The sequence below is a fragment of the Lentzea sp. NPDC092896 genome (assembly GCF_044754905.1).
Classification (GTDB): Bacteria; Actinomycetota; Actinomycetes; order Mycobacteriales; family Pseudonocardiaceae; genus Lentzea.
In genome coordinates, this window is record NZ_JBIVPX010000001.1 from 223,962 (window position 1) to 237,686 (window position 13,725).

24 protein-coding genes are annotated in these 13,725 nt (G+C 66.5%); 5 read left to right on the top strand and 19 right to left on the bottom strand.

Annotated elements, in window-relative coordinates:
- Positions 1–151: 151 nt before the first annotated feature.
- The 17 genes from ACIQF0_RS01410 to ACIQF0_RS01490 form a co-directional block, all read right to left on the bottom strand.
- Positions 152–1,744 carry a TROVE domain-containing protein gene (locus tag ACIQF0_RS01410; protein WP_401023343.1) on the bottom strand — a complete coding sequence of 531 codons (1,593 nt, stop codon included), beginning with the start codon at positions 1,742–1,744 and terminating at the stop codon, positions 152–154.
- 341 nt (positions 1,745–2,085) lie between these two features.
- Positions 2,086–2,574, bottom strand: coding sequence for an NUDIX hydrolase (locus ACIQF0_RS01415; protein WP_401023344.1), 489 nt, complete (start codon positions 2,572–2,574; stop codon positions 2,086–2,088).
- Positions 2,571–2,903: a hypothetical protein gene (locus ACIQF0_RS01420; RefSeq protein WP_401023345.1), complete on the bottom strand. Its 333-nt coding sequence runs from the start codon at positions 2,901–2,903 to the stop codon at positions 2,571–2,573. The genes ACIQF0_RS01415 and ACIQF0_RS01420 overlap by 4 nt, the downstream gene beginning before the upstream one ends.
- A complete protein-coding gene (locus ACIQF0_RS01425) occupies positions 2,900–3,139 on the bottom strand; it encodes a hypothetical protein (protein WP_401023346.1) in 240 nt (79 codons plus the stop codon). Before ACIQF0_RS01425 ends, ACIQF0_RS01420 begins: the two co-directional genes overlap by 4 nt.
- The gene (locus ACIQF0_RS01430) at positions 3,139–3,786 is read right to left on the bottom strand and encodes a DUF6221 family protein (protein ID WP_401023347.1); all 648 of its coding nucleotides are present in this window, start codon (positions 3,784–3,786) and stop codon (positions 3,139–3,141) included. Before ACIQF0_RS01430 ends, ACIQF0_RS01425 begins: the two co-directional genes overlap by 1 nt.
- An 85-nt stretch (positions 3,787–3,871) precedes the next feature.
- Positions 3,872–4,228 (bottom strand): hypothetical protein, encoded by a 357-nt coding sequence (locus tag ACIQF0_RS01435; protein WP_401023348.1) that lies wholly within the window; start codon positions 4,226–4,228, stop codon positions 3,872–3,874.
- Between the two features lie 79 nt (positions 4,229–4,307).
- On the bottom strand, positions 4,308–4,646 hold the full coding sequence (locus ACIQF0_RS01440; RefSeq protein ID WP_401023349.1) for a hypothetical protein: 339 nt from the start codon (positions 4,644–4,646) through the stop codon (positions 4,308–4,310).
- Positions 4,639–5,043: a DUF6221 family protein gene (locus ACIQF0_RS01445; protein ID WP_401023350.1), complete on the bottom strand. Its 405-nt coding sequence runs from the start codon at positions 5,041–5,043 to the stop codon at positions 4,639–4,641. Before ACIQF0_RS01445 ends, ACIQF0_RS01440 begins: the two co-directional genes overlap by 8 nt.
- Positions 5,043–5,237: a hypothetical protein gene (locus ACIQF0_RS01450; RefSeq protein ID WP_401023351.1), complete on the bottom strand. Its 195-nt coding sequence runs from the start codon at positions 5,235–5,237 to the stop codon at positions 5,043–5,045. Before ACIQF0_RS01450 ends, ACIQF0_RS01445 begins: the two co-directional genes overlap by 1 nt.
- The gene (locus tag ACIQF0_RS01455) at positions 5,234–5,656 is read right to left on the bottom strand and encodes a DUF6221 family protein (RefSeq protein WP_401023352.1); all 423 of its coding nucleotides are present in this window, start codon (positions 5,654–5,656) and stop codon (positions 5,234–5,236) included. The genes ACIQF0_RS01450 and ACIQF0_RS01455 overlap by 4 nt, the downstream gene beginning before the upstream one ends.
- Positions 5,649–5,936, bottom strand: a complete 288-nt coding sequence (locus tag ACIQF0_RS01460; protein ID WP_401023353.1) for a hypothetical protein — start codon at positions 5,934–5,936, stop codon at positions 5,649–5,651. The genes ACIQF0_RS01455 and ACIQF0_RS01460 overlap by 8 nt, the downstream gene beginning before the upstream one ends.
- On the bottom strand, positions 5,923–6,126 hold the full coding sequence (locus tag ACIQF0_RS01465) for a hypothetical protein (RefSeq protein WP_401023354.1): 204 nt from the start codon (positions 6,124–6,126) through the stop codon (positions 5,923–5,925). The genes ACIQF0_RS01460 and ACIQF0_RS01465 overlap by 14 nt, the downstream gene beginning before the upstream one ends.
- Positions 6,123–7,928: a DNA polymerase beta superfamily protein gene (locus ACIQF0_RS01470; protein WP_401023355.1), complete on the bottom strand. Its 1,806-nt coding sequence runs from the start codon at positions 7,926–7,928 to the stop codon at positions 6,123–6,125. Before ACIQF0_RS01470 ends, ACIQF0_RS01465 begins: the two co-directional genes overlap by 4 nt.
- Positions 7,925–8,296 (bottom strand): DUF4262 domain-containing protein, encoded by a 372-nt coding sequence (locus ACIQF0_RS01475; RefSeq protein WP_401023356.1) that lies wholly within the window; start codon positions 8,294–8,296, stop codon positions 7,925–7,927. The genes ACIQF0_RS01470 and ACIQF0_RS01475 overlap by 4 nt, the downstream gene beginning before the upstream one ends.
- A complete protein-coding gene (locus ACIQF0_RS01480; RefSeq protein ID WP_401023357.1) occupies positions 8,293–8,673 on the bottom strand; it encodes a hypothetical protein in 381 nt (126 codons plus the stop codon). Before ACIQF0_RS01480 ends, ACIQF0_RS01475 begins: the two co-directional genes overlap by 4 nt.
- Positions 8,666–9,163 (bottom strand): hypothetical protein, encoded by a 498-nt coding sequence (locus ACIQF0_RS01485; protein WP_401023358.1) that lies wholly within the window; start codon positions 9,161–9,163, stop codon positions 8,666–8,668. The genes ACIQF0_RS01480 and ACIQF0_RS01485 overlap by 8 nt, the downstream gene beginning before the upstream one ends.
- 2 nt (positions 9,164–9,165) lie before the next feature.
- Positions 9,166–9,411, bottom strand: a complete 246-nt coding sequence (locus ACIQF0_RS01490) for a hypothetical protein (protein ID WP_401023359.1) — start codon at positions 9,409–9,411, stop codon at positions 9,166–9,168.
- Between the two features lie 110 nt (positions 9,412–9,521).
- On the opposite strand from ACIQF0_RS01490, the gene ACIQF0_RS01495 reads away from it, so the two are divergent.
- From ACIQF0_RS01495 to ACIQF0_RS01515, 5 genes are read left to right on the top strand one after another with little or no spacing between them, the layout of a single operon-like run.
- Positions 9,522–9,866, top strand: coding sequence for a DUF6011 domain-containing protein (locus tag ACIQF0_RS01495; protein ID WP_401023360.1), 345 nt, complete (start codon positions 9,522–9,524; stop codon positions 9,864–9,866).
- A gap of 13 nt (positions 9,867–9,879) precedes the next feature.
- Positions 9,880–10,143, top strand: coding sequence for a hypothetical protein (locus tag ACIQF0_RS01500; RefSeq protein WP_401023361.1), 264 nt, complete (start codon positions 9,880–9,882; stop codon positions 10,141–10,143).
- An 18-nt stretch (positions 10,144–10,161) separates the two neighbouring features.
- Complete coding sequence (locus ACIQF0_RS01505; RefSeq protein ID WP_401023362.1) at positions 10,162–11,100, top strand: hypothetical protein; 939 nt, start codon at positions 10,162–10,164, stop codon at positions 11,098–11,100.
- Between the two features lie 3 nt (positions 11,101–11,103).
- Positions 11,104–11,265, top strand: coding sequence for a hypothetical protein (locus ACIQF0_RS01510; RefSeq protein ID WP_401023363.1), 162 nt, complete (start codon positions 11,104–11,106; stop codon positions 11,263–11,265).
- Positions 11,262–11,642: a hypothetical protein gene (locus tag ACIQF0_RS01515; protein ID WP_401023364.1), complete on the top strand. Its 381-nt coding sequence runs from the start codon at positions 11,262–11,264 to the stop codon at positions 11,640–11,642. The genes ACIQF0_RS01510 and ACIQF0_RS01515 overlap by 4 nt, the downstream gene beginning before the upstream one ends.
- Before the next feature lie 87 nt (positions 11,643–11,729).
- Here ACIQF0_RS01515 and ACIQF0_RS01520 read toward each other — a convergent pair whose 3' ends face one another.
- Positions 11,730–11,873, bottom strand: coding sequence for a hypothetical protein (locus ACIQF0_RS01520; RefSeq protein ID WP_401023365.1), 144 nt, complete (start codon positions 11,871–11,873; stop codon positions 11,730–11,732).
- 577 nt (positions 11,874–12,450) lie between these two features.
- A complete protein-coding gene (locus ACIQF0_RS01525; protein WP_401023366.1) occupies positions 12,451–13,725 on the bottom strand; it encodes a tyrosine-type recombinase/integrase in 1,275 nt (424 codons plus the stop codon).

Here is a 13,725-nt window from a genome sequence, read left to right on the forward strand (position 1 = left end):
TCCACTGTGGTGACTGTAAGTCAGGACGTCCCGTTTTAGCGAGATTCAAACCGGACGACACAGGCCTGAACCGCGGGGGATGCGGTTCAGGCCTGTGTGGAGGGGTGCCGACCTCGGGGGGCGTGGGTCGGCAGAACTGAGGCTAGCGCGTTCAGAACGGCCAGGTGGCGTTCTTGCCTGCTTCGAGCATGGGGATGGTCTTGAAGGTGGCGTCGGTGAGGCCGCCGAATTCGTGGCGGTTGCCGCTGCCGGTGGCGTAGGCCGCGTGCTGGTAGCCGCCGAGGTTGAAGCCGTAGACCGGGATGTTCTTCGGCACGACGTCGTTGACGCCCTGCCCGTAGGGGCCGGCCATGGTCTGCATGTCGGAGATGATGAAGACCCGGTCGTGGCCGCTGTAGGTGCGGGCGAGGGAGCCAACGATGTTGGTGCCGTGCCCGACCTCGCCGATCCGCCTGAGGAACCGGTCGACCTCGCGAATCACCGACGCGCCGCGCGCGACGTCGTGAGCGAAGACGCCGTCAGCGAAGCCTCGGACGTCGACCTGCTCGCCCTTCGCGCCCAAGGCGACGCCGAACACCGCCGCGGCCTTGGCCGGGGTGACCTTCGAGCGCGCCGAGATGGACGTGTTGGTCATCGACGCCGAGGTGTCGACGAGGATCAGCGACCTGCCCGGCAGGGCGGGCAGGTTCGACAGCGACGCCTGCAGCGCCTGGTCCAGGGCATGGCCCCAGCGCAGGCTCGGTGCCGCCTCGTACGCGGACAGGAAGCGGAACGGAAACTGCCGCGAGCGCGCGACCTGGCCGGGGTCGGCCAGCTTGGCGGCCACGATGGCGGCGACCTCGTCGGAGACGCTGGCCTCGTCGAAGTTCCTGAGCTGGCGGAGCAGCGCCATGTAGCCCATGGTCGGTGCGAGCGCCTCCCACACCTGCTTCGTCATCGGACCCTGCAGCCAGCCGGCGACCGACTCCCACGTCATGCCCGCCCGGCGCAGCACGTTCGTCGCGTGGATGCGGTCGTCGAACAGCGCGCGACGCTCCTCGAGCGGCCACTGCATCAGCTCGGCGCGCGCGACCAGCGTCGCCAACGACTCCGGGATCGGGGCGTCGCTCGACCGGCGCCGGTCGAGGACGTGCTGGAAGAGCGCGCCCTGCCAGTCGGCCCGCGGCGTGGGGTGCACGAGGTTCAGCACGTCGGCCACCCTGAAGCCGCGCGCGTCGGAGTCCCACTTCACGATCGCTCGTTCGTCGTAGAGCCGCTTCGCGGCGTCGGCGATGCCGCGCTTGACTGGCTTGGGGATCCTCCGGCCGTGAGTGCTGGTCCAGTAGGCCAGCAGCTCGCCCGGCTCGTCGGCGCGCTGCAGCACGGAGTCGATGACGGCGCGGTTGGAGACGCCGGTGTCCGCGCCGTCGGCGAGGCGGGCCTTGACGAACTCGGCCGCGCCGACGAGCGATGCGGTGCGCATGTTGGCCTCGCTGCGCAGCCAGTTCAGCAGGCGCGCGGTCCACTCAGGATCCGCGAGAGCGGCCGCGTGGACGAGCCGGGTGTAGCGGTCGTCGCGCTTGCCACCGGACTCGTAGAAGGTGTCCTCGCCGCCCATGTTCGACACGGCGAGCAGGAACAGCTCGGACTTCGTGTCGCGGGCGTAGCCGTCGCCGCCCTCGTGGGTGCGGGCAGACGGGCTCGGCTCGGTGACGATCGGGCTCGTGACGGCCGGACGCGGCCGGGTGATGTTGAACTTCGACAAGGGGCTCAACCCTTCGGCGGAAGGGGAGCGTTCCAGCCCCACACGTGGCCCGAGATCAAAGTCGGCAGCGGTCTTATATCCATTGCTCTGCCGTCTGAGCTACACCCAGCCACAAGGGCCGGATGGCCGGACTCGAACCGGCGACCCATGGTTCCGGTGAAGTATCCGCGACCTGCGCACCGGGCACGTGTGGAGTTGTCGCGCTCCCGAGATCAAGGTCGCTGACGGAACGGGTTCGATAAGCAGTCGAAGTAACCGTCGGCTTCGCACCGGGAGTGCTCGCTCAGAGTATGCGTCCTGTCAAGCTAAATGAAAACCGGACGCGGAGTGGGTGGCCTTGCTCAGTCGATGAACAGCGGCGCCGCGGTCAGCGCGCCGGCAAAGACGTCGTCGAGCAGGCAGGCGAGGCGCGCCGGCAGGACCTTGTCAGTGCACCCGTGCAGTTCTGCTGCTGTCCACCAGCGCTGCTCGATCAGGCCTGCCCGCTCGGTCTCAGTCGGCCGGGGCGCGGCCTGCGGGGCTGTGCTTGTGACGCGGGCGAGGAACACGTGGTCGACGCGGTGGTGGTCGGCGCCCATGTACTGGAAGCGGGATTCGCGCACCCACAACTCCCGATCGAGCGTGGTCAGCACGATGCCCGTCTCCTCGGCGACCTCGCGCACCGCGGCGTCGACCAGCTTCTCGCCAGGGTCGACCCCGCCGCCGGGCAGCTCCCACCAGTGGTGTGCGTGGTCGTGTGGGTCGCGGGCGTGCATGAGCAGAACGCGGTCGTTGGCGTCGAGCAGTAGGACTCGGGCGCCGATGCGGGGGCCTTGTGGCTGGATGTTCACGACTCCAGTTCCTCGGTGGTGTGGTCAGGCAGTTCGGGGTGGGCGAGGTGGCGATCGCGGTCGCGCACCCAGCCAAGGAGGAACGGAGTCGACTCCTCAAACGTGTCAACGCGCCGGATGGACATCCCGGCGAGCCGACCCACACCGACCTCCCATGCAGGCAGGTTGTCGGGATCAGGGCAGTTCACGTCGGCGACCACCTCGACCTGCTCGGCCGTGAGCAGGATGACGGCGCGCCCGACTGTCCGCCACGGCTCCGTACGGGTGACCTCGTTCATGCGGGCGACGTCGGCGAGGACCTTGGCCATGAACAGGTCGGCGGTGGTCACGTGCGGAACCGCAGCTCGTCCTCGATGTACGCCGCGATGAGGAACCCGATGACCAGGAGTCCGAGGCACGCAATGCCGAACCCGACGGCGTAGCCGAGCGGGAACCCTGCGGCGCAGGCGACGATCGTGTGCCAGCGAGGTTGAAGCTCGGGCACAGGCAGATCGCGCGCGATGTCCTCGGCCAGCGGTGTCGTCGACTGGAACGGCTGCCAGTAGAGCGAGGTGTGTTTGGCCATCAGGTCGTCTCCTTCGACGTGTGGTCGTGGCTCCACCAGGAGTCGTGTCCGGTGGCGTCACGGTGCCCGGCTGCCCACTTTCCGCGCTCCTCGGCGCTGCTGAACGGGATTGGTTCGTCAACGTCGCACTCGCGGCAGACCAGCAGGAACAGTCGGCCGTCCGCGTCGAGCTCGACGGTGCCCTGCCCGTTGCTGAACTGGCCCGCCGAAAGGATCGCGGGCACGATGTCCTCGTCGTGCTCCTCCTCGGTGATGCCGTAGCGATCCGCCATGTCCCTCAGGTCATCGCACGGGGCTCGCCTGTTGCAGTAGAAGCACTTCGGCAGCCACACGCCCGGCTTGCCGGGGGACGTTGAGAAGACGGCATCCGTGATGGTCGAGTGACGCTCCACAGTCCGCCTGTCCACTTCGCAGCGACGGAGCACCGAGGCCGGGTCGTGGTGGGCGATGTGTTGACGCAGCTCACGCGACATGTAGTCGTACGGGCCGGCCGCAACGTAGCCGGAGCCGTCCTTCGTCCACACCGAATTGCCGAGTTCACCGCCATCTGACCACTCTGCGCCAACCTCCTCGGCCACCTGTTCGACCAAGGCCTCCACGGCTTCGATGGCGGCGAGGATCCGGGGAACGAGATCATCCGAGGTCATGGGCGGGCCCTTCGATGCGTGGGGTTCCGGTAGCTGGGGCTGGTGCATGGGGTCGGCTCTGTCCGGGCTGGGCCGTGGCGCAGTCTCATAAGGGCGGCTGACCTGTTGTTGCCCTGCGCTGGTTCCACCACGCCAGCACCGCCGTCGCCTCCTCCCGGGCGCTGTTGTAGATCGCAGCCTGGCCGCCAGCATGGTGTCCTGAGCACGAGCACTGGCCCGCGAGGTGGTCTATTCCGCCGAGCGTCATGCGTAGATCGCATTCCATGTGCACTGGCTCGACGCCTGCTCCTCCGGCTCGGATCGCCATACGGAGGAGCCCTCGGTCACCGGCTTCGACTGCTTCACCACAGTGCAGGCACGGCTCGCCGATCGGCGTTGCCACCTGAACGGCAGGCGGATCGACCTGCGGGGCGTCCCAGCGGGCACCGAAGAACTGGATCATCAGGCTGCCTTCCTAGGTGGTTGCCGTCGGGGATCGACCTGTCGAGCGTGGTCGTTCAGCTGGTCTGCGTCAGGCTCAGTCATGGAAGCCAGTCGAGTTGGATCCGGGGCAGGTCGAGCGTGGCCAGCTCGTGCAGTCGCTCGTCGCGGGTGCGGAGCCGAGCGAGCGCCTCGCGGAAGTCCGGCACCGGGTACGCGTAGGGCGGTTCGCCGAACAGCACCCGGTGGGCAACGCGGTCGCGGATGACCTCGTCGACGCCCTCGGCGGCGAGCGCCGCGTCGGTCGCGGTGACCATCTTGCGGATCATCTCGATGCTGGCGCGGAACGTCGGGTCGTTGTTGAACGCGTGCCGGTCGTCGGCGGTGCCGGCGTAGCGCTGGTGCACGCGGCGGGACAGGTCGGTGTAGCGGTCAGGCACCGCGCCACTCCTCTCGGAAGTCGGGTCGGTGTCGGAAGGCGAGGGCGACGCCGAGGACCGCGATCTGGGCGCCGCGCACCTGGCCCTCGCGGTGCCAGCCTGACTCCCGCTTGCGCTCGTACTCCGGGCTAGGACGGTGAGGGCCGTTCATGTTGCGGACGAACTCTCTCGCCTCGTGCTCGGCGGTCGCGGCGATCCTGTCGTGGGCGTCGAGGACCGCGGTGTACGCGTCGCACGCCGCGAGCAGCGCGCGCTGGTCGGCCACCTCGTAGACAGCCTCGACGACGTCCTCCGGCGCGGTGGTGACGGTGAAGTCCTCAGCTAGGTGATCTGCTCGCAGTCGGTCCTCGGCGATGCGGGCCCGCAGCCATGGCACGAGGTCGTCGAACGGCCACATCACGGCTTCCGCTCGACCACGGGCGTGCGATCGGCAATCTCGCGGGCGCAGTAGGCGAGCCCGGTGTCGAGCGCCTGCCGCAGAAGAGGCTCGATGTACACGGGAGGGCTGGCGTTGTCGCCCTCGCTCCGCAGCGCGGAAGCGTTCTCCTCGATGCTCGCGGTGCCGTGCCACGGCTTGTCGTGGTCGCTCATGGTCTCCATTCCTCTCGGTATCCAGGGTGGTGTTGGTAGGCCAGGGCGAGCTGTCGCACCACAAGCTCAGCGAGATGGTCGGCCGTGAAGTCGTCCGAGAAGTGGTTCTCTCGCACCCGTACGCACTCGTTGAGGATCGCCTCGTGCGCGTCGCACTGGGTCAGCACAGCGCGGGGGTCGTGACGGGCGATGTGTCTTGCGTCCGCCGTCGACTGCGGGTCATCGCTGTTTCCGGTACCTGCGATGCACATCGCGTCGGCACCGGCAGCACCAGCGAACACGGCCTCTTCGCACCAGACGGTTCCCGGCTTGCGCCAGTGCTTCTCGGGGTTGTGCCGCCAAGGGCCTGCTGTCGCCAGCAGTGCGGCTGACCGGTCCTCGGCGATCTGCTCGCGCAGCCACTTGACGAGGTCATCCACGGCCGTACTCCTTCCACACCGTGCCGCCGCCGGCGCGGTCGTCCTTCAACGCCTCTTGCCAGGTCATCGTGAACTGGTAGTAGGCCTCGCGGGGATTGTCTGCGGCGACGTGCGCCAAGACCTTCTCGACGCTCCGACGCGTGTCCTCGGCGGCGCGGTCGACGAAGAACTGCACGACCTCGTCATGGGTGGCGTCCCAGAAGATGATCGTGTCGGTGATGCTCGAAAAGACGGCGTACTTGCCGTCCGGCTGCTTGATGATCTGGTTACCCACGAGCACCCTTCCGTTCCTCAACCAGCCGTTCGACGCGCTGCGACAGCAGGTCTAGTCGCTGCGTGAGGAGGTCGATCGTCCGCCGTTGCAGGCCGATCGATCGCTGTTGCGCGTCGACGGTGCGCTGCCTGGCCTCGTTGATCCTGGTCTGCTTGGCCATGAACTCGGTCACGACGTCCTCGAACGCGCGCGTCATGACACCCACTTCGCCTGATAGGTCTCGATCAGCCACCGGTCGGCCCGCGCCGTGTCTGGCTGCTTGGGGAGATCCGCGTTGTCCGTCAGGTCGATGAGTCGGGCCTCGAGGTCAGCGGCCGCGTCGATGGCGTCCTGCTCCGTGTGCTTGCCCTGCCTGAGATCTCGGATCCAGGTGCGCCACGGCTCGGGCATCGGCAGCGTCATCCGGCCCGTCTCCAGCAGTTCGACGCCCTGCACGCCGAGCCGGACCATGTGGCCGGCGAACTTCGTGTTGCCGTGCATCGCTACGCGGCCCTCCCGCCGCGTCACGAGCGTTTCGTTCGGCACGGTGAAGCACACGATCCGCCGATCGGTGACATCCTCGACCCTGCGATTGGCGCTGAGCTTCAGCGTCTCGAACTCGCGTCCAGGCTCCTGGATCATCACTTGGTACATGCCCGTGTTGTACGGCCCCCACATGTTGCTGCGCCGACCTGCGATCACCGCCAAGGCCTGAACATCTCCCGCGAGCCCAGGTGAGATCGTGTAGTACACCTGCCAGCCACCGCGACAACGCGTGCCGTCACCCGCCAGGAGCGCATGGAGTAGCACCTCCGCCTGCCGTGCTGACAGGTCGAGGGCCCAGCTTGGCAGGCGCTTGTTGAGGGCACCTGAGCCACACTCCGTGTCGATCTGATTGGCCAGCTTGCGGTTCGCCAACGTGTAGACGCTGTACTCGCAGGAGGTGGACCGGAACGCATCTGGCTCACGCGTGTAGGTGAACTGCCGTATCGCGTGGTCCTGACCGATGGCGGCCAACACCGGCTCCAGCCGGTTGCCGGTCTTCTGCGTGAACACCATCACCGACGCGGTTCCGTCTTTGCGACGCTTGGCGACACTCCCTTCGGAGACGAACGCGCCGACCAGCGCCAACATGCTGTCCGGCATTGGGTACTCGTCCTCGCGGGGTGTGCCGACCACTCGCACATGGTGGTTCTTGCCGAGTTCGTCAGCGCGACGGAAACCCCAGTCGGCAATTTCTGGTCGGTAGACATTGCCGATACGGCCGCTCGGCCCGCGGTTAACGGGCGAGGTCCACATGCGATGGTTCGGAGTCACCGCGCATGAGCTGTAGCGGTGACGGAAGAAGTGGATCGGCCCGCTGTAGGGCTTGGCGACGCGTTCGCTCGGCACCTGAAACTCGATCGCACCGGAAACCTGATTGACCGTGCCTACGGCTTCGTCGTCTGCGATCTCGTCGTACCGCAGCCAGCCCCGACGCGTGAGGAACTCGGTGTCGTCGAGGTAGCAGTCGAAGCCGTACTGCTCAACGAGTTCAGGGCGGTTGACGCGCGCCGCGACGTTGCCGTTGAGCATTCGCTCACGCTGCCCGCGCAGGTAGCCGATGAACCGGTGGCCGGCCTGCCGGGACACGATCATGTCGGCGTTCGCGCGCAGCTCCTTGCCCGCAGGCGTGATGTGCACGATCGCCTCGTCCGGCGCGAACAGCGGGGTGATGACGGTCGGGTTGCCCTGCAGGGCAAGGCGCATCCACTTCCTGAGGGAGTAGACGACCAGGTCGAGGTCGCCTGGTTCGGAGCGGGCGTCCTTGATGCCGGTGCGCTCGGCCGCGGTGCGGTACTCGTACTGCTCGAACGTGCGCAGACCGATGACGAACTCAGGCGGCTCCAGGCAGATGCCCATCTCGTCGCGGTCACCGGCACCGTCGATGGAGAGGCCGTGCACGCCGGAGCCGACCTCGGTTTGGAGGATGGTGCCGTGCTTGGCGATGGCTGCGAACTCGGTGTTGGAGTGGCTCACGTCGCCTCCTTCAGTACGGAGACATCGAGCGCGGTGGGTGGGACGGGGTTGTTGTCGCCGAACAGCGCGAGGACCAGGTTCATGCACTGGAGGTCCGTTCGCGGGTCCAAGCGGACGTCGACGCCAACGGCCGTGCTGATCTGGCCGGCGGTGAATGCACCGAGTGTCGACTGCTGCCGTGCAAGGGCGTCGAGCATCTCGTGCAGTTTCTCCGGTCGCAAGCCTGACGCGTGCAGTTCAGGCACGCGGAAGAACGTGAGGCCGACGGTGTAGCCGTGCAGCAGGCCGTTCTCGTCGGGGTGCACGATGATCGCCCAGCCGCAGCGGTCGATCGTGTCCATCGTGCGGCGGATTACCTCGATGCTCACGCGCCCTCCTCGATGTGCTCGCCCAGGATGCGGCGCGCGAACTCCAGCGCGCCGCCGTACTTGCCCTCGAAGAAGGCGCGGCCGTTCTCCGGGCTGCTGACTGCGCCGCGTTCGAAGTGCAGGTAGCGGGCGGAGTTACGCAGCCACTTCGCCAGCGGTTCGGCGATGACCGGGTTCATCACGCGCAGCCAGTCGTGTACGCCGGGCGCGTGCTGCACCTCAACGTCGCCGTGCTCCGAGTAGATGATCGGGACCGGGCCGTACCCGTGGACGTCGCCGTCGTGCGCGACCTTCCATGGGCCCTGCGGCGCAGCGTTCGCCAGCTCGTCCAGCCGGGCCGCTGCTCTCTCCAGCAGGGCAGAAGGAGACTCAGGCACGGTCCACCAGCCCTCGGAACTCGTCGAACTCCGGGTTCGAGTAGATCGGCACCCAGCGTCCGATCACCTTGAAGTCGTCCAGCCAGTACAGGTTGTTGTGGCCGAACCCGCCGAAGGGCTTCCACGGGTTCGGGTTCAACGCCTGCGCACCGGGACCCAGGATCACCTGAGTGGACCGCGAGCCACACTCGCCGTTCACCGCGAACTCTCGCGGCGCGTACCGCCAGCGCTCGGCCTTGAACTCGTAGTCGTAGGAGTGCGTCGGCCTGCCGCCCTTGGCGGTGTAGCCGCGCAGCCACTCGATGTACTGCCACAGGTCCGCCTGGAACGTCACGTTCTCCGGAATTTCGACCTCGTCGGGATGCGGCGTCTCGCGGCTGTGCCGGCGGTCGAGGCCGCGTTGCATCTCCGCCGCCAGCATCGCGCCGTGCCCGGTACCCAGGCCCGCGAGAGACGCGATGCCGAGCTTGGACATGTCGTCGGGGTCCATGGTCAGTTCTCCTCGTTGGTCTCGGCGGCGTGTGTGTTGCCTGGCGGCGTGGTGTGTCGGTACAGCGTTGCTCGACCCCGACGCACCGTCTCGGCCATGTACGCGGCTGGCACGCCAGCGTCAAGCGCGGTCTGGACCTTCTGCCACATCAGGTTGTCCGCGTTGTCGGCATGGTCCGCGGCGGCCTTGGCTTCCTTGATCGCGTGCTGCTGCGCGATGGTTTCCGGTTTCCACTTGGGGCGTCCCACCTCCAAGACCCTACCTCGTTTCTGTCTCGTGCTGAAACAGCTATTGACTCGGCGAGTCTCGCAGAGTTAGTGTCTCACTGCAAGACATAAACGAAGTCGAGGAGCCCCAGATGACCGCCACGCAGACCACCGCCAAGTGCCTCGGCTGCGGTCGCGTCCTGCGTGCCGCCAAGTCCATCGCTGCTGGTCGTGGCCGCCGCTGCGCCGCCAAGGTCCGCGAGGCCATCAAGGTCGCCGCGTTCGACTACAAGCCCGAGCAGATCGTCAAGGCCGCCGAGCTCATCGAGCTCAAGGCGATCGTCCGCACGACGCCCGCCACCTTCGCGGCCGTGTCGTCCAACGGCGCCAACGTCTACGAGATCGACCAGTACCGCCGCACCTGCACCTGCAAGGCGGGGGAGCGCGGTGTCCGCTGCTACCACCTCGCTGCCGCGCAGATCCTCACCGCAGCCTGATCAAGGAGAGTCCATGCAGACCACCACCGCGAAGATGCGCATCGTCGGCGCCGAGGCGCGCGAGATCAACTCGCACGTCACCGTCTACGTGAAGCCGGGCCAGAACTGGTCCGAGGTGCAGTCGATGAACGAGTGCGACCACGGCTGCAAGCTCCACGTTCGCAGCCAGGGCGGCGTGCGCGAGTACCAGCTGTGGCACAGCGTCGCCTACGGCTGCCTGCTCGGCCGCGACGAGTCCACCCGCGCCGTCCCCGTCAGCGTCGTGATGAGCGTCTGACGAGTCTCAGGAGTCATCATGCAGACCACCACCAACGGCTTCCCGCACCGCACCGGCGGCCTCTGCGGAGACCGCTACTGCGCGGGCAGCAGCGAGGCGTCCTACGACGGCCACACCGTCTGGAAGAACGCCGACGAGTACGCCCGCGACCACCACCTGAACGGCGACGAGTGCCCCAGCCCGAGCGGCTGCGACGACCCCGGCTGCCGGAAGGCTGCGGCCATCACGGAGTTCTTCGCCCAGTTCGAGCCGCCCGCGTCGGTCGAGCACGCCGGCCGCCGCACCCCACGCACCCGGCCCAGTGTCGTGCAGCAGATCGCCGAAGCGTGTTCGCAGCTCGGGATCGTGTTGGAGGACGGCTGGCAGAACCCCGTCCCGAAGTTCGTCGTGGACGGTCGCAAGTACAAGGCCCGCGAGATCGCTGATCTCGTGCTGGAGGGCGGGCTCCAGGCCGCGTGGAACGCGACCGAGACGCGCGTGCGTCAGGACTCTCCGCTGCGGCCCGCGCCCGTGAACACGGCGGCCGCGGTGCTCGTGTTTTGGGAAGAGCCCGCCCTCAAGACCGTGGTCGACGACGACCTGGGGCCTGACGAGGTGTGGGATCCGACCGTGTCGTACCAGTGCGGGCTGCGCCACAACAGCGAGTACGACGGCATCGTCGGCTGGCGGGAGCACGAGTACTCCGACACCCACGGCGCCGACCACATCACCCAGGAGTGGGTGCCGTTCTACGAGGTGCGGCTGCCCGGCGACCCGCACCCGACGCGGTTCTGCGAGGACTGCATCGGGTGGCTGGACCAGCTGGCGCCGCACCTGCTGGCCGCTAGCGCCGCCCAGATCGCCCGCCGCAAGCTCGTCACCGAGCGGTCCGAGTCGTACTCGGCCAGCGAAGTGTCGGCGATGAGCGACGACGAGGCCACCAGCACGGCCGTGTCCTGTGGGCTGATGGAGGGCTGAGCGGTGTCCGAAGCCGACCTGGCGATGTTGGCCTACGACATCGCCGACCTGCTCCAGCGTGGCGACTACAGCATCGACGTCGCGGACGTGGACATCCTGCCGGAACTGCCCGGCTTCATCGCAGCCATCACACTCAACGCACAGAACACTAAGGAGAACCGGTGACCACCCCGCCACACGCCCGAGCATTCGACCTGCCCGGCTGGCCCTGCCCGCCCCGAGTCCGCGACATCTCGAGCCACGAAGACAGCTGGGGACACGTCCCTGTCTCGGTGCACTCAGAGATCGTGGCGGTGGCCGTTGACGAGCTGGGCTACCTGTGGGCGAACGGGGACGCGGTGCCCACGTTCAACCTTCCCCCGGAGGCGGACGCCAACCCCGGCGCGATTGTCTGCTGGACGTCGTCCGGCCTCGGGCTGTGGGTGCACCCGAGGTCGATGCGGTACCTGCCGAGCATCAGCCGTCTCGACATGCAGCCTGACCAGTGGGTGCCTGTCGCCGTCGCGCTGGCTGAGCTTCCCGCGCACATCAAGGGCAGCTGACCACGCCCCGTCCGCTCTTCAGCCGCCGAGCGCATTGGTTGATCTCTTACCTCACCTCAGCGCAGCAGAGATGCGCTGAGGTGAGGTCTAGCTGTCTCGGGTGGCGGCGTCCTGGATCACGCGGCGGAGTTTGTCGACGAGCTCGGTGGCCTGCTGCGCGTTGAGGATGGGGATGTGCCCGGAGGGGTTGAGGAGGACGATTCGGCCGTCCTGGGTGGACCCAGCCCCCACCCGGATCAGGTTCCCTCGGGTGTCTCGACAGTCGACGAACTCGCGATGCGGAATCTCGGGTCCGGTCGGCATGGCTCTCACTCCCCATCGCAGGTGTCCGCGTGGGAGCGTGGCGGATCCGCGCCCCGCCGCGAACTCCATGTCTGTGACTAACGAAGTGAGCGGTGTTCGCGTTACTGGGCTGACCGGGTGAGACGGACAATGTCCACGAATTGTCCATAAACGGCGGATGTACCCAGACCGCACGAGTGCTGCTTGCCCGACGCCGTCCACGGTCCTCGACGCTGCGATGGGTGGGAGCCGCTGGGAGAAACCTGGGAGACGAGGTCCGCTGGAGGACCAAGCGAAACCACGTCAGACCAACTCAGGCCAAGGGGCTGACCAGCGGATATTCTGGCGATGCAGGTCAGGGGCGACGTGGGGACTGTGCTGGGGGTCAAGGGGTCGCAGGTTCAAATCCTGTCGTCCCGACGAGAGTCGGAGGCCGTTTGTCCAGGTCAGGGCCTTGGGTTGCTTACGTGACTCGGGGCCCTGACCAGGTTCCGTGTCACAACGTGTCACAGGTGCCGTCTCGCAGCTAGGCGAACATGCGGCCGAGCACCTTCGAGGCCTTGACCATGTCGGTGTCGTCAGGCTCGATGTAGACCCTCATGGCCAACTCCCCGCCGTCGGCGTGGCCGGCCCATTTTGCAATCACGGATGCTGCCGCTCCGTTCATTGCCAAAAACGTTAGGCAGACGTGTCGGCAGTTGTACAGCACGGTGCGGTGCAGCCCTGCATGATCCATCATCACGTAGATTTCATCGCGTAGCTGGGCCGGCGTGTACGGTCGGCCGAGTGCGTCTACGAGAACATAACCCGAGTACTCGTAGGCTTCTCCGGCTTTAAGACGTTCCTTCTGTTGTCTGAGATAGAAGTCGCGAAGCGGAAAGACAACAAATGCAGGCATGGGCAGAGTTCGATTGCCCATTTCTGACTTCGCATCTTTTTCTTCGATCTCGCCGTCGACCAGTGTTCGCGTGTTGCCTACATCGATTGTGGCCAGTCTGTAGTCGTCGTCGGCGCCGTAGCAATCTCGGCACCATCGTTTGAGGTGTTCGTCGCAGAACTCTGCAAACGAACCCCAGTCAATGTCCTCCTCCCATCGGACGCCACAGTTTTCGGCCGGCCTCAGTCCCATCAGTGCCAGACGTGCGGTCGAGTCAAGCCGACTGTGCGTGTTTTTCGCGAGAAAGATCTGAACCTGTTTTGGGTTGTAGATCTTTGCCTTCTTCTCTCTTCTTGCCACCTTCTGGGCTGTTCGTGCCCATCTGGGGATCTCAACACGTAGTGCCACGTTCTTCCTGACAAGGTCTTCGTCGATGGCCCAGTTGAGTGCTGCGATCAGGTAAACCAACGATAGGTTCGTGGTGCGTGCGCTCAGGCCTGTCCCGGTTGGGCCACCGCGGACGCGCCCCTTGGTGAGCATCCAGTCAACGAAGTCCTCGATGTCTCTCTGTCGCAACTTCTGCACTCGGCGCTCGGTTCGAGTCTCGACCCAGCGGTTAACCGCCTTGAGTGCGTATTTGATGTTCGCAGCAGTGCCCTTCTCCACGCTGCGGATCGCATGCCTCTCGTACCTCGCTAGGAACGGCGTCAGTTCGATGTCGTTCGGCATGATGTACGTCTCATCCTCAAGCTCCTGCATGAGCTTGCCGTACGCCTTGACTGCCTCGGGTCGGGTTGGAAAGCGGCGTCGGTGCTGCCGTCGTTTTCCAGTCTCGGGATCGTTTCCGAGATCGACCACATACTCGAACCGCGTCGCGCCGCTGGCTATAACGATCTCCTTAATGGGATCGTCGTCGTCGGCCAC